26 protein-coding genes are annotated in these 22934 nt (G+C 66.5%); 21 read left to right on the plus strand and 5 right to left on the minus strand.

All coding sequences use genetic code 11. From position 1 onward, the window contains the following. The 8 genes from N7333_RS19385 to N7333_RS19420 form a co-directional block, all read left to right on the plus strand. A partial coding sequence (locus N7333_RS19385; protein ID WP_279859261.1) for a chemotaxis protein CheB occupies positions 1-566 on the plus strand: 566 nt, incomplete at its 5' end. A 25-nt stretch (positions 567-591) separates the two neighbouring features. Further along, positions 592-1332 carry a flagellar motor protein gene (locus N7333_RS19390; protein ID WP_003243234.1) on the plus strand — a complete coding sequence of 247 codons (741 nt, stop codon included), beginning with the start codon at positions 592-594 and terminating at the stop codon, positions 1330-1332. A 12-nt stretch (positions 1333-1344) separates the two neighbouring features. Continuing rightward, entirely contained in the window at positions 1345-2154 is an 810-nt protein-coding gene (gene motD, locus N7333_RS19395; RefSeq protein ID WP_003243236.1) for a flagellar motor protein MotD, read from the plus strand. An 82-nt stretch (positions 2155-2236) separates the two neighbouring features. Then, the gene (locus tag N7333_RS19400; RefSeq protein ID WP_012019009.1) at positions 2237-3025 is read left to right on the plus strand and encodes a ParA family protein; all 789 of its coding nucleotides are present in this window, start codon (positions 2237-2239) and stop codon (positions 3023-3025) included. Between the two features lie 87 nt (positions 3026-3112). Then, a complete protein-coding gene (locus N7333_RS19405; protein ID WP_012019008.1) occupies positions 3113-3910 on the plus strand; it encodes a CheW domain-containing protein in 798 nt (265 codons plus the stop codon). 95 nt (positions 3911-4005) lie between these two features. After that, positions 4006-4485 (plus strand): chemotaxis protein CheW, encoded by a 480-nt coding sequence (locus N7333_RS19410; RefSeq protein ID WP_003243242.1) that lies wholly within the window; start codon positions 4006-4008, stop codon positions 4483-4485. Then, positions 4485-4892, plus strand: coding sequence for a DUF2802 domain-containing protein (locus tag N7333_RS19415; RefSeq protein WP_012019007.1), 408 nt, complete (start codon positions 4485-4487; stop codon positions 4890-4892). Before N7333_RS19410 ends, N7333_RS19415 begins: the two co-directional genes overlap by 1 nt. A gap of 159 nt (positions 4893-5051) precedes the next feature. Then, entirely contained in the window at positions 5052-5495 is a 444-nt protein-coding gene (locus N7333_RS19420; protein ID WP_129482201.1) for a rhodanese-like domain-containing protein, read from the plus strand. On the opposite strand, the gene N7333_RS19425 is transcribed toward N7333_RS19420, so the two are convergent. Beyond that, positions 5476-5820, minus strand: a complete 345-nt coding sequence (locus tag N7333_RS19425; RefSeq protein ID WP_012019005.1) for an EscU/YscU/HrcU family type III secretion system export apparatus switch protein — start codon at positions 5818-5820, stop codon at positions 5476-5478. The two genes, N7333_RS19420 and N7333_RS19425, sit on opposite strands and share 20 nt — an antisense overlap. Beyond that, on the minus strand, positions 5817-7346 hold the full coding sequence (locus tag N7333_RS19430; protein ID WP_129482202.1) for a flagellar hook-length control protein FliK: 1530 nt from the start codon (positions 7344-7346) through the stop codon (positions 5817-5819). The genes N7333_RS19425 and N7333_RS19430 overlap by 4 nt, the downstream gene beginning before the upstream one ends. Before the next feature lie 197 nt (positions 7347-7543). On the opposite strand from N7333_RS19430, the gene ccmA reads away from it, so the two are divergent. The 10 genes from ccmA (at position 7544) to N7333_RS19480 (ending at position 14915) form a co-directional block, all read left to right on the plus strand. Continuing rightward, on the plus strand, positions 7544-8188 hold the full coding sequence (ccmA, locus tag N7333_RS19435; protein WP_129482203.1) for a cytochrome c biogenesis heme-transporting ATPase CcmA: 645 nt from the start codon (positions 7544-7546) through the stop codon (positions 8186-8188). Then, a complete protein-coding gene (ccmB, locus tag N7333_RS19440; RefSeq protein ID WP_003243253.1) occupies positions 8185-8856 on the plus strand; it encodes a heme exporter protein CcmB in 672 nt (223 codons plus the stop codon). The genes ccmA and ccmB overlap by 4 nt, the downstream gene beginning before the upstream one ends. Before the next feature lie 87 nt (positions 8857-8943). After that, positions 8944-9699 carry a heme ABC transporter permease gene (locus tag N7333_RS19445; protein ID WP_012019002.1) on the plus strand — a complete coding sequence of 252 codons (756 nt, stop codon included), beginning with the start codon at positions 8944-8946 and terminating at the stop codon, positions 9697-9699. After that, positions 9696-9872, plus strand: a complete 177-nt coding sequence (ccmD, locus tag N7333_RS19450) for a heme exporter protein CcmD (protein ID WP_012019001.1) — start codon at positions 9696-9698, stop codon at positions 9870-9872. The genes N7333_RS19445 and ccmD overlap by 4 nt, the downstream gene beginning before the upstream one ends. After that, entirely contained in the window at positions 9869-10354 is a 486-nt protein-coding gene (gene ccmE / locus N7333_RS19455; RefSeq protein WP_012019000.1) for a cytochrome c maturation protein CcmE, read from the plus strand. Before ccmD ends, ccmE begins: the two co-directional genes overlap by 4 nt. After that, positions 10351-12324 carry a heme lyase CcmF/NrfE family subunit gene (locus tag N7333_RS19460; protein ID WP_096826237.1) on the plus strand — a complete coding sequence of 658 codons (1974 nt, stop codon included), beginning with the start codon at positions 10351-10353 and terminating at the stop codon, positions 12322-12324. Before ccmE ends, N7333_RS19460 begins: the two co-directional genes overlap by 4 nt. Continuing rightward, a complete protein-coding gene (locus N7333_RS19465; protein WP_129482204.1) occupies positions 12321-12860 on the plus strand; it encodes a DsbE family thiol:disulfide interchange protein in 540 nt (179 codons plus the stop codon). The genes N7333_RS19460 and N7333_RS19465 overlap by 4 nt, the downstream gene beginning before the upstream one ends. Then, on the plus strand, positions 12857-13345 hold the full coding sequence (locus tag N7333_RS19470; protein WP_129482205.1) for a cytochrome c-type biogenesis protein: 489 nt from the start codon (positions 12857-12859) through the stop codon (positions 13343-13345). The genes N7333_RS19465 and N7333_RS19470 overlap by 4 nt, the downstream gene beginning before the upstream one ends. Then, a complete protein-coding gene (ccmI, locus tag N7333_RS19475) occupies positions 13342-14553 on the plus strand; it encodes a c-type cytochrome biogenesis protein CcmI (protein ID WP_129482206.1) in 1212 nt (403 codons plus the stop codon). The genes N7333_RS19470 and ccmI overlap by 4 nt, the downstream gene beginning before the upstream one ends. After that, complete coding sequence (locus tag N7333_RS19480; RefSeq protein ID WP_003243270.1) at positions 14550-14915, plus strand: hypothetical protein; 366 nt, start codon at positions 14550-14552, stop codon at positions 14913-14915. The genes ccmI and N7333_RS19480 overlap by 4 nt, the downstream gene beginning before the upstream one ends. 73 nt (positions 14916-14988) lie before the next feature. On the opposite strand, the gene N7333_RS19485 is transcribed toward N7333_RS19480, so the two are convergent. From N7333_RS19485 to N7333_RS19495, 3 genes are all read right to left on the minus strand, one after another. Further along, a complete protein-coding gene (locus N7333_RS19485; protein WP_129482207.1) occupies positions 14989-16446 on the minus strand; it encodes a DASS family sodium-coupled anion symporter in 1458 nt (485 codons plus the stop codon). Between the two features lie 82 nt (positions 16447-16528). Beyond that, on the minus strand, positions 16529-17383 hold the full coding sequence (locus tag N7333_RS19490; RefSeq protein WP_012018993.1) for an ion transporter: 855 nt from the start codon (positions 17381-17383) through the stop codon (positions 16529-16531). Between the two features lie 83 nt (positions 17384-17466). Then, positions 17467-17850, minus strand: a complete 384-nt coding sequence (locus N7333_RS19495) for a hypothetical protein (RefSeq protein ID WP_129482208.1) — start codon at positions 17848-17850, stop codon at positions 17467-17469. 424 nt (positions 17851-18274) lie between these two features. On the opposite strand from N7333_RS19495, the gene N7333_RS19500 reads away from it, so the two are divergent. The 3 genes from N7333_RS19500 to N7333_RS19510 form a co-directional block, all read left to right on the plus strand. After that, the gene (locus N7333_RS19500; RefSeq protein WP_129482209.1) at positions 18275-19354 is read left to right on the plus strand and encodes an efflux RND transporter periplasmic adaptor subunit; all 1080 of its coding nucleotides are present in this window, start codon (positions 18275-18277) and stop codon (positions 19352-19354) included. Between the two features lie 4 nt (positions 19355-19358). After that, positions 19359-22403 carry an efflux RND transporter permease subunit gene (locus N7333_RS19505; protein WP_129482210.1) on the plus strand — a complete coding sequence of 1015 codons (3045 nt, stop codon included), beginning with the start codon at positions 19359-19361 and terminating at the stop codon, positions 22401-22403. Next, positions 22400-22934: TolC family protein (locus N7333_RS19510; RefSeq protein ID WP_279859262.1), on the plus strand; the 535-nt coding region annotated here is incomplete at its 3' end. The genes N7333_RS19505 and N7333_RS19510, both read left to right, overlap by 4 nt.

Genomic DNA, 22934 nt, shown 5'->3' on the forward strand with positions numbered 1-22934 from the left:
GCAAGTCCTACAAGCTGGTGGCCATTGGCACCTCCACTGGCGGCCCGGTTGCGCTGCAGCGCGTGCTGACCCAGCTGCCGGCCAACTTCCCGGCGCCCATCGTGCTGATCCAGCACATGCCGGCGGCCTTCACCAAGGCCTTTGCCGAGCGTCTGGACAAGCTCTGCCGCATCCAGGTCAAGGAAGCCGAGGACGGCGATATCCTGCGCCCGGGTCTGGCCCTGCTGGCGCCCGGTGGCAAGCAGATGATGGTGGACGCGCGCGGTGCGGTGAAGATCCTGCCGGGCGACGAGCGCCTCAACTACAAGCCCTGCGTGGACATCACCTTCGGTTCGGCGGCCAAGTCGTACGGCGACAAGGTGCTGGCGGTGGTGCTGACCGGCATGGGCGCCGACGGCCGCGAAGGCGCGCGCCTGCTCAAGCAGGGCGGCAGCCAGGTGTGGGCGCAGGACGAGGCCAGCTGCGTGATCTATGGCATGCCGATGGCCATTGTGAAGGCCAATCTGGCCGACGCGGTCTATGGGCTGGACGACATCGGCCGGCACCTGACCGAGGCCTGCCAGTGACGAACGCTAAGTCGGGTGCATGCGCATGGATGTACTGAGCCTAATCGGCGTCATCCTGGCCTTCGTCGCGATTCTCGGCGGCAACTATCTCGAAGGCGGACATGCCGGCGCGCTGCTCAACGGGCCAGCGGCGCTGATCGTGATCGGCGGCACGCTGGGCGCGGCCTTCCTGCAGGCGCCGGTGAACGTGTTCAAGCGCGCCATGAGCATCCTGCGCTGGATCTTCTTTCCGCCACGCATCGACCTGATCGGTGGTATCAATCGCGTGGTGGGTTGGAGCATGGTGGCGCGCAAGGAAGGGCTGCTGGGCCTGGAGGCCGTGGCCGACGCCGAGCCCGATCCCTACGCGCGCAAGGGCCTGCAATTGCTGGTCGACGGCGCCGAACCCGAATCCATCCGCAGCATCCTGGAAGTGGACCTCTACACCCAGGAGGCGCGCGATATCCAGGCGGCCAAGGTGCTCGAGAGCATGGGCGGTTACGCGCCGACCATCGGCATCATCGGTGCGGTGATGGGCCTGATTCACGTGATGGGCAATCTGGCCGATCCGAGCATGCTCGGCAGCGGCATCGCCGTGGCCTTCGTCGCCACCATCTACGGCGTCGGCTTCGCCAACCTGCTGCTGTTGCCGGCCGGCAACAAGCTCAAATCCATCGCGCTGCGCCAGTCGCGTTATCGCGAGATGCTCCTGGAGGGCATCCTGTCCATCGCCGAGGGTGAGAACCCACGCTCCATCGAACTGAAGCTGCAAGGCTTCATGGACTGATGGAGGTATGGCATGGCGCGCAGGCGGCATCACGAAGATCATGAGAATCACGAGCGTTGGCTGGTCTCCTACGCCGACTTCATCACCTTGCTGTTCGCCTTCTTCGTGGTGATGTACTCGATCTCCTCGATCAACGAAGGCAAGTACAAGATCCTCTCCGAATCGCTGACCGGCGTGTTCAATCAGCCGGATCGTTCGATCAAGCCCATACCGGTGGGCGAGGAGCGGCCGCGCACCGGCGAGCCCGAGAACACCTCGCTGGACGACCCCAGCGCCGATGCCACCCTGCAGAGCATTGCCTCCAGCGTGCGCGAGGCCTTCGGCGAGCTGATCCAGAGCGACCAGCTGACCGTGCGTGGCAACGAGATGTGGATCGAGATCGAGCTGAGTTCCAGCCTGCTGTTTCCCAGCGGCGACGCCTTGCCCAACAACCAGGCGTTCGACATCATCGAGAAGGTCGCCAAGATTCTGGCGCCCTACCAGAACCCGGTCAAAGTGGAAGGTTTCACCGACAATCTGCCGATCCAGACCAGCCAGTTTCCGACCAACTGGGAGTTGTCGTCGGCGCGTGCGGCTAGCATCGTGCGTATGTTGGCCATGGATGGAGTGGACCCGTCACGTCTGGCGGCGGTGGGCTACGGTGAGTTCCAGCCCATCGCGGACAACGCCACGGCCGAGGGCAGGGCGCGCAATCGCCGGGTGGTACTGGTGATTTCGCGCAACCTCGATACCCGGCGCGGGGCGGGTAGTACCGCGGCGCAGCAGTCCGGCGCTGGCACGCAACCTGCACCAGCGCCTGTGTCGGGGGTTCCGCAGTCGTGAGCCGTCAAATCCCAGTCGCCTGCTGCGTGCCGGCGACAGCCATTCTCGGCCTGAGCGCCTCACGCCGGGAGGATGAGAGAACATGAAAGTCTGGGCAGTAGCCAATCAGAAAGGTGGTGTCGGCAAGACCACCACCTCCATCGCGCTGGCAGGCCTGTTGGCCGATGCCGGCAAGCGCGTGGTCGTGGTCGACCTCGACCCCCACGGGTCGATGACCAGTTACTTCGGCCATGATCCCGATACGCTGGAGCACAGCTGCTTCGATCTGTTCCTGCATCAGGGCAACGTGCCGCAGGGGCTGCCCCGGCAGCTGCTGCACAGCACCAGCCACGAGAACATCTCCTTGCTGCCGTCGAGCACCGCACTGGCCACGTTGGAGCGTCAGTCGCCGGGGCAGAGTGGCCTGGGGCTGGTGATCGCCAAGAGCCTGGCGCAGCTGTGGGAGGATTTCGATCACGCCATCATCGACAGCCCGCCACTGCTCGGCGTGCTGATGGTCAACGCGCTGGCGGCCAGCCAGCAGCTGGTGATTCCGGTGCAGACCGAGTTCCTGGCGGTGAAGGGCCTGGAGCGCATGATCACCACGTTGGCCATGATCAACCGCTCGCGCAAGCAGGCGCTGCCCTACACCATAGTGCCGACCCTGTTCGATCGTCGTACCCAGGCGTCCATGAGTACCCTGCGCGTGCTGCGCAATACCTATCCCGATCATCTCTGGCCGGCCTACATTCCGGTCGACACCCGTTTGCGCGATGCCAGCCGGGCAGGGCGCACGCCTTCGCAGTTCGATGCCGGCAGCCGCGGCGTGATCGCCTACCGGGCGCTGCTCAAGCACCTGCTGAGCCACCAGCCGGCAGCGCAGGTGGCTTGAAATGCATGACTGTGTTGAACTGCTGGACTCAAGTCCGACGACGCTCCGGCCGATACGCTGTAGAGCTTTCCATCACGGGTTCCAGTCATGAGTCGTAACCTCGCCACAGCCACGCGCTCCCAGCTTGCCTTGCAGTCATACCTCGACGGTTTGCTGCAGGAGGCTGCCGCCGAGCTGGAGATGTCCGTCAGCCTCGACGAGTTCGAGGCGGCGGTACTCGAGGAGCAGGTGCGCGATGCGCGTCTGGTCGAGCCGGTCGCCGTTGCGCCGGTCATCGAGCCTCAGGTGCAGGCGCCGCCAGTCGAAATGCCCGTACCGGTACAGACCGTGGTCGTCGAAGAGGCGCCGCCGCCTGTGGCTCCTGTCGTCGAGCTGGCGCCGTCGCCTGCGGCCGTGCTGCAGGATGGCCGGCCAGGCTGGGCGGAAGAGCCGTTCGAGTGCCTGCTGTTCGACGTTGCCGGGCTGACCCTGGCGGTGCCGCTGATCTGCCTGGGCTCGATCTACCCGCTGCAAGATCAGGAGCTGACGCCGCTGTTCGGTCAGCCGGAGTGGTTCCTCGGCATCCTGCCGAGCCAGGCCGGCAACCTGAAGGTGCTGGATACCGCGCGCTGGGTGATGCCGGACCGCTATCGCGAGGATTTCCGCGATGGTCTGCAGTACGTGATTTCGGTCCAGGGCTACGAGTGGGGGTTGGCGGTGCATCAGGTCAGCCGCTCTATCCGTCTGGACCCCAGCGAGGTCAAGTGGCGCAGTCAGCGTACCCAGCGGCCCTGGCTGGCCGGTACGGTGATCGAGCACATGTGCGCGCTGCTCGACGTGGCGGCGCTCGCCGAACTGATCGCCAGCGGCGGCGCCAAACGCCTGGCCGCTGGAAAACTGCATTGAGAATTGGTGGGTCCGTGGTTATGGGCTCTATAGTTGATGACAGGCGGGTCGACCCGCACATGCCGCGCTGAGCGGTTTTTGACGAGGCTTGGGACATGAAGAAAAGCTCTGCACAAGGTGCCGAAGATCCGATTCTGCAGTGGGTGACCTTTCGCCTGGATAACGAAACCTACGGCATCAACGTGATGCAGGTGCAGGAAGTCCTGCGCTACACCGAGATCGCTCCGGTACCGGGTGCGCCGAGCTACGTGCTGGGCATCATCAACCTGCGCGGCAACGTGGTCACCGTGATCGATACCCGCCAGCGCTTCGGCCTGGGCTCGGCGCCGGTCACCGACAATACCCGTATCGTCATCATCGAAGCGGACAAGCAGGTGGTCGGCATTCTCGTCGACAGCGTCGCCGAAGTGGTTTACCTGCGTCAGTCCGAGATCGAGACCGCGCCCAACGTCGGCAACGACGAATCGGCCAAGTTCATCCAGGGCGTATGCAACAAGAACGGCGAGCTGCTGATTCTGGTCGAGCTGGACAAGATGATGAGCGAGGAGGAGTGGTCGGAGCTGGAGAGCATCTGATGCTCGAAGCCGCCCTGATCCTGCTGGCGCTGCTCTGTGTGGCGCTGGGCTTCGTCTGCCACGGTCTGTATCGCAGCCAGCAGCGTGCGCTGGCGGAACAGGCCAAGCGTGACGCTGCGCGCGATGCGCGGATCAAGGAGCTGAGCAAGCGTCTGGACACCTACCTGACCGGCAGCATTCGCATGGGCGAAGAACTGCATGAGCTGCGCCGGATCGTCGCGCCGCTGCCGGACAAGGTCAGCCAGATCGAGCAGCGCGACCCCAGCAGCCTGTCGTTCACCCAGGCTGCAAGGCTGGTCGGCATGGGCGCCAGCGTCGATGACCTGACCCAGTCCTGTGGCCTGAGCAAGGCCGAGGCCGAGCTGATCAGCCGGCTGCACCAACCCAAGGCGCGGCAGCCGCAATAGCCTCCCTGCAGGCTGGCCATAGTCGCCAGGGTTCTTAGCAGGCCGCCCGGCCTGTGCAATCGTTCCTAGCGCCCACCACCACTGCACCTACGCTGAAGAAGTGGGGCCATTTTGCGTACCGACGCGGCCGGCCCGGATCACAGTTGCGGGGTGACCCTCATGCATCGCCTGATTCCATTGCTTTGCGCCTGCCTGGCATGCCTGCCGCTCGCTGCCCAGGAGGCGCCGCTGGAGGTGCGCGGCGCCATTACCGTCAACGTCATGCAGGCCAAGCACCTTTACGATCATGGCGCCGTGTTCATCGACGTGCGCCCGGCGCGCGAGTGGGGCTGGGGCCATGTCGAGGGGGCGATGCACATGGATCTGCGCGGGCGCTTCGCTGGCCTGGCCCAGCCGCAGTGGCCGCGCGACCTGCCGCTGGTGATCTATTGCGACAGCGAGATGGGCCCGCAGAGCGCGCAGGCGGTGGAGCAGGCGGTAGCCTGGGGGTTCAGCCGGGTGTTCTATTTCCGCGGCGGCTATTTCGCCTGGCAGCTGTTCGACTTCCCCATGGGCAAGGCCACGGCTGGCGAGGCACTGGCAGTCAGCTCCTCGGACCTCTGAGCAGCGCCGGCGGCGGGGTGACGTCGCGCTCTTTGTCCGCCTCGAAGCCGGGCGGGGTCTTGCCCTGCAGGTACCAGGCGAAGGCGATGATCTCGGCAATGCAGCGGTACAGCGCTTCGGGGATGGCGTCGCCCAGCTCCAGGCGGGCCAGCAGCCGCACCAGCTCGGCATTCTCGTAGATCGGGACCTCGTACTCGCGGGCGATGGCAAGGATGGCCTCGGCCAGTTCGTCGTCGCCCTTGGCGCTGAGCACGGGGGCGTTCTGCCCGTCGTAGTTGAGGGCGATAGCCTGGCGCGGTTCCGCCTTACTGCTCTTGCGGCTCATGCGGTTTCATCCACCCAGCGTTGTTCCAGCGTGGTCTTCGGCCCCTGCGGTGGCAGGCCCTGGCTGCAGGTCAGCTCGCCCACTTCCAGCCCGGCTGCCTGCAGGCGTTCACGCAGGTGGTCGAGTTCGGCGTTGATCAGGGCGGTGGTTTCGCCGCGCTCGGCCCAAAGCTGGCTGGACAGGCTGCCGCGCAGCAGTTGTGCACGTACCTGCAGCGGGCCGAGGTGGTCGAGTTCGAACGCCAGCTCCACGCGCCAGAGCGTTTCCTTGTGTTCCGGTTTATCCGCCTTGCCGCTGTCCTCGCGTTGCAGCTTGATCTGCAGCGGGATCACTTCCTGCTGGTGGCGCATCGGCAGTTCCAGTTGCCAGGTGGTCAGCAGGTTGCCGTTGGCGTCCACCTGGGTCTGCGCCAGGCTCGACAGCTGGTGGGTCTGCAGGCGTGACACGGCCGCGGCGGCGAGTTTCAGCAGGGTTTCCAGATCGGCTTCGCCATCCATGTTCTGCAGCAGGCGCGAGGGCAGGGGGAAGGTCAGGGCCTGCTGGCGCGCCGAGCCGGCGGCATTGACCCCGAGCAGCTGTCTGGCCAGATTCGGCAGGTTCTGGTTGAGGGCATTCTGCAGGCCGGCAAGGGTGGCGGCGCCGCCCGGAAACTGCGGCATCAGCTGTGCGATCAGGCGCAGCAGGTTGGCTTTCAGATCCTGCGCCAGTGCGCCGGTCTGGCCCTGCAGCAGCTTGGCTTCGAGCAATACGCCACTGCTCTCCAGGGCCTGCGCCAGGCCCTTGGCGCTGCTCAGCTGGGTGCTGTCGGGCAGGGCGCCGAGCAGCTTGTCGATGCTGCCGCGCAACGCCTCGTCGCCGGTGCGCAGGCCCTGCAGGCCCTTGATCAATCCTTCCAGAGAGGCCTGACGGTTCTGCTGGGCGGCCAGTTGCTGGCCCAGCACCAGTTGATCGAGGCGGCCGCTCAGCGGCAGGAAGGCGAGGCTCTGGCTGCCCTGCACCTGGGCGCTGAGCAGGCTGCCTAGCGGCAGCGCCATGGGGCTGTCGAGCGCCAGCTTGCTGCCGGCCAGCGGGGTGTTGAGCAGGTTGACCACCAGGCGGTAGACGGTCTGGGCGCCCTGTGGCGGCAGCACCTCACGGCTGATCACCTTGCCCTGTACCAAGGTGCCGGGCGGCAGTTGCTGCAGGTCGAGGCTGGTCAGCGGCTTGTCGCCCCCGGCCTGCAGAACCACGGCCAGACGCGTATCCGACAGGGCGGTGACCACCAGGGCGCTGCCCTGGGCCAGCGCCCGCGGGCTTTCCGCCTGCAGAGTGGCCTGTCGGCCGCCGTCGAGCGTCAGTTTGAGCAGCACCTGAAAGCTCTGCGCCTGTTCGCGAATCGCCACCACTTCGGCCTTGGCGCTCTCGCCGGCGGCCAGCATGCCTTCCAGCGGCTGCAGCAGGCGCACGGCCAGGTCCGCAGCCGTCGCGGCGTTGCGAATCACCGGCGGCGAGGGGGGAAGCGGGCGTGGGCTGCTGATTTCACTCATGGGCTTGGGTTGGGCTCCGTCCTTTGCAGGTGCCGAGGGTGCGCATGGCACACTCCATGTGATTCACACCCTGTCGAAAATGCTGACTGCGGGGACAGCGATGCGCCATGTATAATGCCGCCCCGCTGCGCACCGCACTCCGGCACGCGTCAGTATAGCGGCCGGAGCACCGTCGACTTTAACCCTGCCAGGTATCGATGACCCTTCCCGTTCCTCTTCTCGAAGCCGTGGCGCTCAGTTGTGAGCGGGACTGGCGCATGCTTTTCGAGCATCTGAATCTGGCCATGCAGGCCGGCGACATGCTTCAGGTCAGCGGGCCCAACGGCAGTGGCAAGACCAGCCTGCTGCGTCTGCTGGCCGGCCTGCGCCAGCCCACCGCCGGCAGCATCCGCCTCAACGGCCAGCCGATGAGCGAGCAGCGTGCGGAGCTTGCGCGCAATCTGCTGTGGATCGGCCACGCCGCCGGCATCAAGGGGCTACTGACTGCCGAGGAGAACCTCGCCTGGCTCTGCGCCCTGCATCGTCCGGCCAGCCGCGAGGCGATCTGGCAGGCGCTGGACGCGGTCGGGCTGCGCGGTTTCGAGGACGTTCCCTGTCACACCCTGTCCGCCGGTCAGCAGCGCCGGGTGGCCCTGGCGCGCCTGTATCTGGTCGATACGCCGCCGCTGTGGGTGCTGGACGAGCCCTTCACCGCCCTGGACAAGCAGGGCGTGGCGCAGCTCGAGGCGCATCTGGCCAGTCATTGCGAGCGCGGTGGCGTGGTGATACTGACCACCCATCACAGCCTGCAGCACAAGCCGGCCACCTACCGTGATCTGGATCTGGGGCAGTACGCCGCATGAGCAACGTATTCACCCAGCTTCTGGCCCGCGAGATGCGCCTGCTGGCCCGCCGTCCGTCCGACCTGGCCAACCCCCTGGTGTTCTTCGCCATCGTCATCGCCCTGTTCCCGCTGGCGGTGGGGCCGGAGACGCAATTGTTGCAAACCCTTTCTCCCGGCCTGGTCTGGGTGGCGGCGCTTCTGGCCGTGCTGCTCTCGCTGGACGGGCTTTTCCGCAGTGATTTCGAGGATGGCTCGCTGGAACAGTGGGTCCTTTCGTCGCACCCCCTGCCTCTTCTGGTGTTGGCCAAGGTGCTGGCACACTGGCTGTTCAGCGGCCTGGCGCTGGTATTGCTGGCGCCCTTGCTGGCGCTGATGCTCGGTCTGCCCGGGCGCTGTCTGCCGGTTCTGCTGATTTCCCTGCTGCTCGGCACTCCGGTGTTGAGTCTGCTAGGCGCGGTGGGCGCTGCGCTCACCGTTGGCCTCAAGCGCGGCGGCCTGCTGCTGGCGCTGCTGATTCTGCCGCTGTACATCCCGGTGCTGATTCTTGGCAGCGGGGCGTTGCAGGCGGCCCTGCAAGGATTGCCGGCGACCGGTCACCTGTTGTGGCTGGCCAGCCTCACCGCCCTGGCGGTGACCCTGACACCTTTTGCAATTGCCGCCGGCCTGACCATCAGCGTCGGCGAATAATAACGAACCGTGATACGTAGCCCGGACGTGCTCCGGGAGTGGCTTCCCCGGATCGAATACGGGCTACGTCCGAATGATGAGTCGAGCATGAACTGGACCTGGTTTCACAAATGGGGTTCGCCCAAGTGGTTCTATGAGATGAGCGGTCGCTGGCTGCCCTGGCTGAGCATCGCCGCGGTGCTGCTGATCGTCTCCGGCCTGGTCTGGGGCCTGGCCTTCGCACCGCCGGACTACCAGCAGGGCAACAGCTTCCGCATCATCTACATCCACGTGCCTGCGGCGTTCCTCGCCCAGTCCATCTACGTGACGCTGGCCATCGCCGGCCTGGTGGGCCTGGTCTGGAAGATGAAACTGGCCGACGTCGCCCTGCAGCAGGCCGCGCCCATCGGTGCCTGGATGACCGCCATCGCGCTGCTCACCGGCGCCATCTGGGGCAAGCCGACCTGGGGCACCTACTGGGTGTGGGACGCGCGCCTGACCTCGATGCTGATCCTGCTGTTCCTCTACTTCGGCGTCATCGCCCTGGGCAACGCCATCAGCAACCGCGACAGCGCCGCCAAGGCCTGCGCCGTGCTGGCCATCGTCGGCGTGGTGAACATTCCGATCATCAAGTACTCGGTGGAGTGGTGGAACTCGCTGCACCAGACCGCCACCTTCAAGATCACCGAGAAGCCGGCCATGCCGGTGGAAATGTGGCTGCCGCTGCTGCTGGCGGTGCTGGGCTTCTACTGCTTCTTCGGCGCCGTGCTGCTCTATCGCATGCGCCTGGAGGTGCTCAAGCGCGAGGCACGCAGCAGCTGGGTGAAGACCGAAGTGCAGAACCTCGTGGAGGGCAAGGCATGAGCTTTTCGTCCTTTGCCGATTTTCTCGCCATGGGCACCCATGGCGTATACGTATGGAGCGCCTACGGCATCAGCCTGGCGATTCTGGCGTTGAATGTGGTGCTGCCGATCCTGGCGCGCCGCCGTTACCTGCAAGACGAGGCGCGCCGTTTGCGCCGGGAGAAGTCGAAGTGAATCCGGTCCGCAAGAAACGCCTGTACATCGTTCTGGCCATCCTCTGTGGCGTCAGCATCGCCGTGGCGTTGGCGCTGACCGCGCTGCAGGAGAACATCAACCTGTTCTACACCCCCAGCCAGATCGCCAACGGTGAAGCGCCGGAGGGCACCCGCATCCGTGCCGGCGGCCTGGTGGAGGAGGGCTCGGTCAAGCGTTCGCCCGATACCCTGGAAGTGGATTTCGTCGTCACCGACGGCGCCCACGGCGTGACCATCCGCTACCACGGCATCCTCCCGGACCTGTTCCGTGAAGGGCAGGGCATCGTTGCCCTCGGTCGGGTCAACGAAGACGGCGTGCTGGTGGCCGACGAGGTGCTGGCCAAGCACGACGAGAACTACATGCCGCCTGAAGTCATGCAGGCGCTAGAAAAGAGCGGAATGATGCAGAAGCACAATGAGGCCAAAGCCGCGAAAGGCTATCAGCAGGAGAGCGCACAATGATCCCCGAGCTCGGCCATCTGGCGATGATCCTGGCGCTGTGCCTGTGCCTGGTACAGGCCACGCTGCCGTTGATCGGTGCCTGGCGCGGTGACCACCAGTGGATGAGCCTGGCGCAGCCGGCGGCCTGGGGGCAGTTCGTCTTCCTGTTGTTCTCGTTCATCTGCCTGACCTATGCCTTCATGGTCGACGACTTCTCCGTCGCCTATGTGGCGCACAACTCCAACAGCGCGCTGCCCTGGTACTACAAGTTCAGTGCGGTGTGGGGCGCCCACGAAGGCTCGCTGCTGCTGTGGGCGCTGATCCTGGCCGGCTGGACCTTCGCCGTGGCGATCTTCTCGCGCCATCTGCCGGAAGAGATGCTCGCCCGCGTGCTGGCGGTGATGGGCATGATCAGCATTGGCTTCCTGCTGTTTCTGATCGTCACCTCCAACCCCTTCGAGCGCCTGCTGCCGAACTCGCCGATGGACGGACGCGACCTCAACCCGCTGCTGCAGGACTTCGGCCTGATCGTCCATCCGCCGATGCTGTACATGGGCTACGTCGGCTTCTCGGTGGCCTTTGCCTTCGCCATTGCCGCACTGCTCGGCGGCAAGCTGGACGCCGCCTGGGCGCGCTGGTCGCGGCCGTGGACCATCGTCGCCTGGGCTTTCCTCGGCATCGGTATCGCCCTGGGCTCCTGGTGGGCCTACTACGAGCTGGGCTGGGGCGGCTGGTGGTTCTGGGACCCGGTGGAGAACGCTTCCTTTATGCCCTGGCTGGTGGGCACCGCCTTGATCCACTCGCTGGCCGTGACCGAGAAGCGTGGTGTGTTCAAGAGCTGGACCGTGCTGCTGGCCATCGCCGCCTTCTCCCTCAGCCTGCTGGGGACCTTCCTGGTACGTTCCGGCGTGCTCACCTCGGTGCATGCCTTCGCCACCGACCCGGAGCGCGGCGTGTTCATCCTCGCCTTCCTGCTGATCGTGGTCGGCGGTTCGCTGGCGCTGTTCGCCGTGCGTGCGCCGGTGGTCAAGAGCCAGGTGGGCTTCGGCCTGTGGTCGCGCGAGACGCTGCTGCTGGTCAACAACATCGTGCTGGTGGTGTCGGCGGCGATGATCCTGCTCGGCACGCTGTATCCGCTGGTGCTCGATGCCCTGACCGGCGCCAAGCTGTCAGTCGGCCCGCCTTACTTCAACGCCCTGTTCCTGCCGCTGATGGCGCTGCTGATGGCAGTGATCAGCGTCGGTGTGATCGTGCGCTGGAAGGACACCCCGCTGAACTGGCTGGGCCGCATGCTGGCCCCGGTGCTGGTGGCCAGCGTGGTGCTGGCGCTCATCGCCACCTTCGTCCATGGCGATTTCAACTGGGCGGTGCTGGCCGTGTGCCTGCTGGCGTTCTGGGTGGTCCTGGCCGGGGTGCGCGACATTCTCGACAAGACCCGCCACAAGGGCCTGCTCAAAGGCCTGCCGAGCCTGGGCCGCAGCTACTGGGGCATGCAGATCGCGCACCTGGGTTTCGCCGTGTGCGCCCTGGGCGTGGTACTGACCAGCCTCGGCAGCTACGAGCGCGACCTGCGCATGGCGCCGGGCGATTCGGTGGAGCTGGGCGGCTATCGCTTCCAGTTCGACGGCGCCGTGCACCATGAAGGCCCCAACTTCATTTCCGACAAGGGCACGGTGCGCGTGTTCGACGGCGAGCGGCAGATCAAGGTGCTGCACCCGGAGAAGCGTCTGTACACCGTGCAGCAGGCCACCATGACCGAGGCGGGCATCGATGCCGGCTTCACCCGTGATCTGTTCGTCGCCCTCGGCGAGCCGCTGGAGCAGGGCGCCTGGGCGGTGCGCGTGCACATCAAGCCGTTCGTCCGCTGGATCTGGCTGGGCGCGCTGCTGATGGGCTTCGGCGGCTTCCTCGCCGCCGCCGACAAGCGCTACCGCATCAAGGTCAGAACCCGCGTGCGCGAAGCACTGGGCATGCAGGAGGCCAGCGCATGAGACGTCTGCTGTTGCTGTTGCCGTTGCTGGCATTTCTCGGCATCGCCGTGTTCCTCTACCGCGGCCTGTTCCTCGACCCGTCCGAACTGCCGTCGGCGTTGATCGGCAAGCCGTTCCCGGCCTTCAGCCTGCCCTCGCTGGACGATCCCGAGCGCACCCTCAGCGAGGCCGACATCAAGGGCCGGCCCGCGCTGGTCAACGTCTGGGCCACCTGGTGCCCGGCCTGCCGCCACGAGCATCCGGTGCTGAACAAGCTGGCCGAGGCCGGGGTGGTGATCCATGGCGTCAACTACAAGGACGAGCGGGGGCCGGCGCAGAAGTGGCTGCGCGACCTGCACAACCCCTATCAGCTCAATATCGAGGACGCCAAGGGCAGCCTGGGCCTGGACCTGGGCGTCTACGGCGCGCCGGAAACCTTCTTCGTCGATGCCCAGGGCATCATCCGGCACAAGTTTGTCGGCACCATCGACGAGCGCGTCTGGCGTGAGAAGCTGGCGCCGATCTATCAAGAACTGGTCGACGAGGCACAGCCATGAAGCGTTTGCTGATGTCCGCCGGTTTGGCGCTGGGCCTGTTGGCCAGCGCCCATGCCGCCATCGATACCTTCGAGTTCGCCAGCGAGGCCGAGCGCCAGCGCTATCGCAACCTGATCGAAGAGCTGCGCTGCCCGAAATGCCAGAACCAGAACATCGCCGACTCCGATGCGCCGATCGCCATGGACCTGCGTGGCGAAATCTATCGCATGCTCGAAGAGGGCAAGAGCAACGAGCAGATCATCGACTTCCTGGTTTCCCGCTATGGCGACTTCGTGCTCTACAAGCCACCGCTGACCAGCCGCACGCTGCTGCTCTGGTACGGTCCGGCTGGCCTGCTGCTGATAGGTTTCGGCGTGCTTGGGGTGATTCTTCTGCGCCGCCGCGGGCAGCAGAAGGACCGTTCGGCCGCCGTTCTCTCCGCCGATGAGCAGCAGCGCCTGGCTGCGCTGCTCGAGCAAAACTCTCAGGACCACAAAGACCGATGATCGATTTCTGGTTGCCCGCCGGGCTGCTGTTGCTGACCGCCCTGGCGTTTCTGCTGATTCCGGTGCTGCGCATTCGCAAGCTGCAGGCCGAAGAAGACCGCACCGCGCTCAACGTCACCCTCTATCAGGAGCGCCTGCAGGAGCTGGAAGCCCAGCGCCAGGTCGGCGTGCTCGATGATGCGCAGCTCGAGGCCGGCCGTGCCGAAGCCGCGCGCGAACTGTTGGCCGACACCGAAGGCGTGCAGCGTCGCAGCGGCGTGCTCGGCGGCAAGGTGCCGCTGGTCTGCGCACTGCTGGTACCGGTGCTGGGCGTCGCCCTGTATCTGCACTGGGGCGCGCTCGATCAGGTCGAGCAGGCGCGCAACTTCGCCGCCCAGCAGCCGCAGAGCATCGAGGAGATGACCGCGCGCCTGGAGCAGACCGTCAAGCAGCAGCCGGATTCGGCCGAGGCCTGGTACTTCCTCGGTCGCACCTACATGGCCCAGGAGCGTGCCGGCGATGCCGCCAAGGCCTTCGAGCAGGCGGTGAATCTTGCCGGCCGCGCGCCGGAGCTGCTCGGCCAGTGGGCGCAGGCGCTGTACTTCGCCGAAGGCAAGCAGTGGAACGAGCAACTGCAGGCTCTGACCGACGAGGCGCTGAAGGCCGATCCGGAGGAGGTCACCAGCCTCGGCCTGCTCGGTATCGCCGCCTATGAAAGCCAGCGCTACGCCGACGCCGTGCGCTACTGGGAGCGCCTGGTGGCCGTGCTGCCGGAGCAGGACCCGTCGCGCATGGCCATCGCCGGTGGTATCGAGCGCGCCCGTCAGCAGATGGGCGAGGGCGAGCAGCCCGGCGCTGCCGCCGAGCCGGGTGCCAAGGTGCACGCGCTGGAAGTCAGCGTATCGCTGGCGCCCGAGGTGCAGCGCCAGGTGCAGCCGGACGACGCCGTATTCATCTTTGCCCGTGCCCTCAGCGGCCCGCCCATGCCGCTGGCGGTCAAGCGCATGAAGGTTTCCGACCTGCCGGCGCAGGTCAGCCTGTCGGATGTCGATGCGATGATGCCCGAGCTCAAGCTGTCGGCGTTCGAGCAGGTGCAGCTGGTGGCGCGGGTATCGCGTGAGGGGAATGCGACCAAGGGCGAGTGGATCGGCCAGCTGGGCCCGGTCTCCAACACCGCACGTGACACACAGGCGCTGCTGATCGACAGCCGCGACGGGCAGACACAATGAAACGCCTGGCGCTGCTCTGCGCGATCGCTCTCGGTCTCTCCGGCTGCGTGCTGCAGCAGCCGAGCCCGCCGGTCGGCAAGCTGCCACCGGCGCAGCAACCCGGCACGCCGGCTGGCAAGTTGCCGCCGGTCCAGCAGCCCTCGCACCCGCGCTACGCACCGCCGCCCGGAGTGAAGAGCCACTGGAATCCGGCCTTGGGCGTGTACGTGGTCGAAGGCGCACGCGACCTCTACTACCGCGAGCGCATCTTCTATCGCTGGGATGGCGGCTGGAGCTGGTCGCCACAAGCCGGCGGGCCCTGGAAGGCCACCGACAGCTCGGGCATACCGCCGGGGCTGTTCCGTCAGTATCAGAACCGCTGATCGCGCATTTCCTGTTGCCTCCAAACGAAAACGGCGCCCGTAGGCGCCGTTGTTGTTTGGGTTCGATCCGGGCTCAATGCGCCCAGATCATGCCTACCAGCAGGTAGCAGATCAGCGTCACCAGCACCACGCCGAACAGGTTGAGGGCAAAGCCCGCCTTGATCATCGACTGTATCTTCATATGCCCGGTGCCGAACACGATGGCATTGGGCGGCGTCGCCACCGGCATCATGAAGGCGCAACTGGCGGCGATGGCGGCAGGAATGGCCAGCAGCTCGGCCGGCATGCCCTGCGACACGGCCAGCGCGCCCAGCAGCGGCAGGAAGGCCGCCGCGGTGGCGGTGTTGGAAGTGACCTCGGTGAGGAAGATGATCACCAGCACCACCACGCCGATCATCGCGATCACCGGCAGGGCGCCCAGGGCGCCAAGGCTCTGCGCGATCCACTCGGCCAGGCCGGTGCTGCGGATCACCCCGGCCAGTGACAGGCCGCCGCCGAACAGCAGCAGCACGCCCCAGGGCAGTTTGCTGGCGCTTTCCCAGTTCATCAGAAACACCCGCTGCTTGGCGTCCACCGGGATGATGAACAGCGCCAGGGCGGCAGCGATGGCGATGCTGGTGTCGTTGACGCCGGGCACCCAGCCGGCGACCAACGGCTGGAACACCCAGGCCAGCGCGGTGATCACGAACACCAGCGCCACCAGCTTCTCGCCGCGGCTCAGCGGGCCGAGTTCGGCCAGTTCGCTGCGGATCAGCTGGGTGCTGTCATGCCCGGCCAGGTTGAAGCCGCCACGGGTCAGCCACCACCAGATGAACGCCAGCATGATGATCGCCACCGGCAGGCCGAGCAGCATCCACTGACCGAAGCCGATCTGCACCTCGTAGTTGTCGGCGAGGAACGCCGCCAGCAGGGCATTGGGCGGGGTGCCGATCAGCGTGGCGATACCGCCGACGCTGGCGGCATAGGCGATGGCCAGCAGCAGGGCGGTGGCGAAGCGCTCGCGCTCGTTGTCGCCGGCCTCCTGCTCGCCGGTCAGCAGGCCGATCACCGACAGGCCGATGGGCAGCATCATGATGGTGGTGGCGGTGTTGCTCACCCACATGCTGAGAAAGGCGGTGGCCAGCATGAAGCCGGCGATCTGCTTGCTCGGTTTGCTGCCCATGGCCAGCAGCGTCATCAGGGCGATGCGCTTGTGCAGATTCCAGCGCTCCATGGCCAGGCCGAGGATGAAGCCGCCGAGGAACAGGTAGATGGTCGGGTTGGCGTAGGGCGCGGTGGCGGCGTTGAGGCTGTCGATGCCCAGTGCCGGGATCAGCAGGATCGGCAGCAGCGAAGTGGCGGGAATCGGGATGGCCTCGGTGGACCACCAGGTGGCCATCAGCAGCGTCAGGCCGACGGTGGCCCAGGCGGCGCTGGAAAGCTCGCCCGGCGGATCGGTGAGCAGGTAGGCGAGCAGCAGCAAGGGGCCCAGGATCAGACCGATCCAGGCGGCCTTGGCAGGCGCCGTAGAGTCATTGGTGGTTACTGCCATGTCAGGCTTCCTTCAGCTAAAAAGGCGGCTTTATAGCCCAGTGGGCGACTGTATGACCACGTAACGGCTTGTCGGTTTTGCTTCAGTCTGTGTCACCTCGCTGCAGCGCTTGCGGGGCGCGGCTGTACAAGGGCCCGCCGCAGCGGTTGCAGTAGCTGGCGTTGTGTTCGTGGCGGGGCTTCTTGCAATGCGGGCAGTCGTGTTCCATCTGCCCCTCCAGCCGCATGGCATTGGCCAGTTCGGCGGTGAAGATGCCGGTGGGCACGGCGATGATCGAGTAGCCGGTGATCATCACCAGCGTGGCGAGCATCTGACCGATGGGCGTTTGCGGCGTGATGTCACCGAAGCCCACGGTGGTCAGCGTCACCACCGCCCAGTAGATGCTGATCGGTATGCTGGTGAAGCCATTGGCCGGGCCTTCGATCACGTACATCAGGGCGCCATATACCGTGACCAGGGTGGAGACGCTGACCAGAAAGACGATGATCTTCTGCTTGCTGCCGCGCAGCGCCACCAGCAGGAAATTCGCCTGGGACAGATACTGACGCAGCTTGAGCACGCGGAAGACGCGGATCAGGCGTATGGCGCGCACGATCATCAGGTACTGCGCATCGGCGAACATCAGCGCGAGGATGGCTGGCAGTACCGCCAGCAGATCCACCAGGCCGAAGAAACTGAAGGCATAGCGCATGGGCTTGGGCGATATGTACAGACGCAAGCCGTACTCGATGGCGAAAAGAACGGTGAAGAACCATTCCAGTGCTCTGAATACCTCGGCGTACTGGTTATGGAAGTGCTCGACGCTGTCGAGCATCACCACCACCAGGCTGGCCAGGATGGTCACCAGCAGCCAGTTGTCGAAGCGCTGAGCGGCCGGTGTGCTGGTTTCGAAGATGATGATGTAGAGGCGTTGGCGCCAGGTCTGGCCTTTGTCCACGGCGTGACTCTCCTAGTAAGGCGAGGGGCAAGCCTAGGCAGGAGAGTGTAGCCAGGGCAAGTGACAGGCGCGGGCGAGGGCGCCTACTGATCTTCCGGCGACGACTCCTCCCGCGGGTCGGCGAGCAGGAACTGCTCTCCCGTCACTGCCGTGATTCGCGCGGTACCCATATTGAGCATTTGCCATTGCCACTGCCCGTAGCGGGTGCTGAAGGTGCCGTAAGCCCGGCATGGGCCATGCAGATACCAGTCGTGTTCCTGGCGAGCGGTAACGAGTATGGCGTGGCGCAGGAACTCGGCGACTGCCTGCGGACTGACCTTGAAGTCCGCGCAGTTCTCCTGCCGCGGGCCGAGGCCATCCTCGATCACCTCGATATCGCTGACCGGGCCGATCAGGCTGGGGATCGCCTCGGCACTGGCGGCGCTTGTCGCCAGCAGCAGGCTGAGGCCGAGCGTTCGTCTGTCCATGTCTTGGGTGATCCCTCACTGGCTGGCATCAGGTCGCCAGCTTAGCCCACTGCCCGCGAATCGGCCCGGCACCAGTCGCCGTTTCAGTCTAGGGCCAGGTAGTGCTTGGTAGAGCTGTCGCTGAGGCCTTCCCTGCGCGTGTTGGTGCCGCTGGCGACGAACAGGGCGTCACCGGCTCTGTGGTGAGCGGTCTCGCCGGTGATCTCACTTCGCCGAGGGTCACCACCGCCAGCTCTCGAGCAAAACCTCAACGAGAATTTCAGCCAGGTTCGGCTTCCGCGCGTTCGAAAACATGACGCAGGCCGACCGCTCGGTCACCCAGGTGGCCACAATTTGCAGCCGAACTCCTGCGCGACAAGGGGGCTCTACTGTCTGTCCCGGCGACCCGAACCCGCGGTCGCAAACCGATCAGACAGGAGTCCCGATGACGTCAACACCAGCATCCCTCTGGCCCAAGTCCTGGTTGATGATCGTCGCCTGTGCGCTGCCGCTGCTCGGCGGCTGTTCCTCCGAGGCAGAGCCGGCACCCGAGCCGCCGCGGGTGGCATTGGTCGAGCCGCTGCAGCCCGCCGCGCCGCAGGCCGAGGCGCTGCGTTTCTCCGGGGTGGTGCAGAGCGTGACCACCACCCAGCTGTCGTTCGAGGTGGCCGGGCGCATCGAGCGCATCCTGATCGATGAGGGCACCCGCGTCAGGCGGGGGCAGCCGCTGGCCGAGCTGGACCGCACCGACTACCGCCTGCAGCTGCGTGAAGCCGAGGCGCGCCTGCGTCAGCTGGAGGCGGATCTGGCGCGCAAGCGCACCCTGCTTGCCGAAGGCATTCTCGCCCCTGCCGCCATCGAGGCGCTGGAGGCCAACACCGTGGCCGCGCGGGTGGCTCGCGACAGCGCGCAGCGCGACTTGGACCACAGCACCCTGAACGCGCCGTTCGATGGCGTGGTGGCGCGCCGCCTGGCCGAGCCGGACATGGTGGTAGCGGTCGGCACGCCGGTGTTCGAGATGCAGGACAACCGCCAGATCGAGGTCAGCGTCGATCTGCCGGAAAGCGCCGCGCTGAGCATTCCGCTCGGGCCCGAGCTCGAGGCCGAAGCGCAGCTGGTGATCGCCGATCTGCGCCTGCCGCTGCGCTACAAGGAGCACAGCACCCAGCCGCGCGAAGGTGCGCGCACCTACCGGCTGGTGCTGCAGGGCGAGCCGCCCGAGGACTACAACCTGCTGCCGGGCATGGCCATGCGCGTCAGTCTGCAGCGCCCCGCGCAGCCACAGACAGAGGAGGAGGGCTTTCGCCTGCCGCTGTCGGCGCTGCAGACCGGCAGCGACGGCAAGCACTTCATCTGGCAGGCCGATGAAGGTCGCGCGCGGCGGCTGACGGTGCAGCTGCAGCAGGTCGAAGGCGATCAGGCGCTGATCCGCGGCGAGGGCCTGCAGGCGCAGCTGCCGATCATCGTCGCCGGCGGCAGCAAACTGCACGAGGACCAGCCGATCGAAGCGCGGGAGCGGAACTGAGCCGATGGATTTCGCCCGTTACGCCATCACTCGGCCGGTCAATATCTGGATTCTGGTGCTCACCTGCCTGCTCGGCGGCATCCTCGCCTTCTTCGAGATCGGCCGCCTGGAAGACCCGGAATTCACCATCAAGCAGGCCATCGTCAACGTGCAGTACCCCGGCGCCACGGCGCTGGAGGTCGAGCTGCAGGTGACCGAGCCGCTGGAAAGCGCCATCCAGCAGATGTCGCAGATCAAGGAGATCCGCTCGCGCTCGATGCCGGGCATCGCCGAGATCCGCGTGGAGATGCAGGACCGCTACGACGGTGACGCGCTGCCGCAGATCTGGGACGAGCTGCGCAACAAGATCAACGATGCCCAGGGCGACCTGCCGCCGGGCATCGAGCCGCCGCAGGTCAACGACGATTTCGGTGATGTCTACGGCATCTTCTACGCCCTGACCGGCGACGGTCTGACGCTCAAGGAACTGCACGAAACGGCCAAGGACCTGCGCCGCGCGCTGCTCACCGCCGACGGCGTCGGCAAGGTGGAGATCGCCGGTGTGCAGGAGGAACGCATCCTGGTGGAGGTCGATCAGGCGCAGCTGGCGGCGATGAACATCGCCCCCGACGAGATCGCCGCAGCGCTGGGCGATACCGATGCCGCGGTGGAAGCCGGCGGCGTCAATGCCGGCGACTTCTTCGTGCGCCTGCGCCCCAGCGGAGCGTTCGACTCCCTGGAGGAGCTGCGCGCGCTGTCGGTCGGCCAGGGCCCGCAGCGGGTCGAGCTGGGCGCCATCGCCAAGCTCTCGCGCGACTACGCCGAGCGGCCGCAGCAGATCATCCGCCACAACGGCCAGCCGGCGCTGACGCTGGGTATCAGCGGGGTGTCCGGGGCGAACATCGTCGAGGTCGGGCACAGCGTCGAGGCAGTGCTGCAGGCCAACGAGCACCGCATGCCGCTGGGCGCCGAGCTGCACCCGCTGTACCAGCAGCACCGCATCGTCGACGAGTCGGTGAACAGTTTCGCCCTCAACGTGTTCCTCTCGGTGGCCATCGTGGTCGGCGTGCTGTGCATCGCCATGGGCCTGCGCGCCGGGGTGATCATCGGCGCGGTGCTGTTTCTCACCGTGCTCGGCACGTTGCTGGTGATGTGGCTGGTCGGCATCGAGCTGGAGCGGATTTCCCTCGGCGCGCTGATCATCGCCATGGGCATGCTGGTGGACAACGCGGTGGTGGTCTGCGACGGCATGCTGGTGCGTCAGCGCCAGGGCAAGAGCATCCTCGAGGCGTCGCAGCAGACGCTGCAACAGACGCAGTGGCCGCTGCTGGGGGCGACCATCATCGGCATCCTGGCCTTCGCCGGCATCGGCCTGTCCCAGGACACCACCGGCGAGTTCCTCTTCTCGCTGTTCTTCGTCATTGCCGTGTCGCTGCTGCTCAGCTGGTTGCTGGCCCTGCTGCTGGTACCGCTGTTCGGCCATTACCTGCTGCGCAATGGCGGCGCCGACGAGGATGCCGATGCCGCATACGACGGCCCCTGGTACGCGCGCTATCGCCGGCTGGCTACAGGTGTGCTGCGCTGGCCGAAGCTGACCATCGGCGCGCTGCTGGTGCTGACGGTGATCAGCGCGGTGATCTTCACCCGTCTGCCGCAGAGCTTCTTCCCGCCGTCGAGCACGCCGCTGTTCTACGTCAACCTGTTCCTGCCGCAGGGCACGCATATCCGCGATACCGCGCGCGCTGCCAGCGAGGTCGAGCAGTACCTGGCCGAGCAGGACGGCGTGAGCGATGTGTCGAGCTTCATCGGCGCCGGGGCCTCGCGCTTCATGCTCACCTACATGCCGGAGCAGCCGAATGCCTCGCTGATGCACTTTCTCGTGCGCACCGAGGATGCCGAGCGGATCGACGGCCTGGTCCGGCAGATCAACCAGGAGCTACCGCAGCGCTATCCATCGGCGGACGTCAGCGCCGCCCAGTTCATGTTCGGCCCCAATGCCGAGGCCAAGCTGGAGGCGCGCATCAGCGGCCCGGACATCGAGGTGCTGCGCGAGATATCCGCCGAGGGGCGCAAGCGCCTGCAGGAGCAGGGCCGGGTGCTCAACGTGCGCGACGACTGGCGTCAGCCGGTGCTGGTGCTGCGCCCGCAGCTGGCGCTGGATCGCCTCGCCGATGCCGGACTGACCCGCCAGGCGGTGGCGCGCGCACTGGCTGCCGGCAGCGAGGGCCAGCGCGTCAGCCTGCTGCGCGAGCGCGACGAGCTGATCCCGGTGGTGCTGCGCGCCGCGCCGGATGACCGCATCGACGCCGACAACCTGCTGCAACGGCTGATCTGGAGCCCGGCCGGCAACGGTTACGTGCCGCTGGCGCAGGTCGCCGACCGCATCGAACCGAGCAGCGAGGACGGCATCATCGTGCGCTACGACCGCGAGCGCACCATCTCCATCCGCGCCGAACCGCGCGACGGCGAGAACACCAACGAGGCGCACGAGCGCATCCGTCCGCTGATCGAGGGCATCGAGCTGCCGGTGAACTACAGCCTGAAGTGGGGCGGCGACTACGAGCAGTCCTCCGATGCCCAGCAGGCGCTGGCCAGCACGCTGGCGGTGCCTTATTTGGCGATGGTGCTGGTCACCGTACTGCTGTTCGCCCGGGTGCGTCAGCCGCTGATGATCTGGGCGGTGGTGCCCATGGCCATCTGCGGCGTGAGTTTCGGCCTGCTGCTCACCGGCCAGGCCTTCGGCTTCATGGCGCTGCTCGGCCTGCTCAGCCTGACCGGCATGCTGATCAAGAACGCCGTGGTGCTGGTGGATGAAATCGACCGGCAGATCGCCGCCGAGGTGCCGCGCCTGACCGCCATCATCGAGGCCTCGGCCTCGCGTCTGCGCCCGGTGACGATGGCCGCCGGCACCACGGTGCTGGGCATGGTGCCGCTGCTGTTCGACCCGTTCTTCGCCAACATGGCGGTGACCATCATGGGCGGCCTGGGCTTCGCCACGCTGCTGACCCTGCTGGCCGTGCCTTGCCTGTACCTGCTGCTGATGAAAGTGCGCCCGGAGGAAACCGCATGACTGCCAAGGCCCTGGCCGCTCCGCTGCTGCTCGCCCTGGCCCTGAGCGCCTGCTCCAGCGCACCGCAGCACCCGGCGCCGCAACTGCCGGATACCTGGTTCAGCGCCGCCGGCGTCCACCCGGCCGATGCCGAGTCGCTGGCCAGCTGGTGGCGCCAGTTCGACGACCCGCAGCTCACCGCGCTGGTCCACCGCGCCATGCAGCAGAACCACGATGTACGCCTGGCCATGGCGCGGGTCGACAGCGCCCGCGCGCAGCTGCGCCAGTCGCGCGCCGGCCTGCTGCCGAGCTTCGATTTGCCGGGCTCGGCCAGCCGCCAGTGGATCGAGAACGACCAGGACGCCGAACCCGGTAGCCCGCTGGCCGAGTTCATCCCGGATGACGACCCGATCGCCTTCGACAGCTGGGAACTGGCGCTGCAGGCGACCTGGGAACTGGACCTGTTCGGCGCCACCCGCGCCCGGCGCGACAGCGCCGCCCAGCAACTGCGCTCGGCCGAGGCGCAGACGGTGGCCGCACGCCTGGCCGTGG

The sequence above is a fragment of the Pseudomonas sp. GD04158 genome (genome assembly GCF_029834875.1).
GTDB classification, from domain to species: Bacteria; Pseudomonadota; Gammaproteobacteria; order Pseudomonadales; family Pseudomonadaceae; genus Aquipseudomonas; species Aquipseudomonas hydrolytica.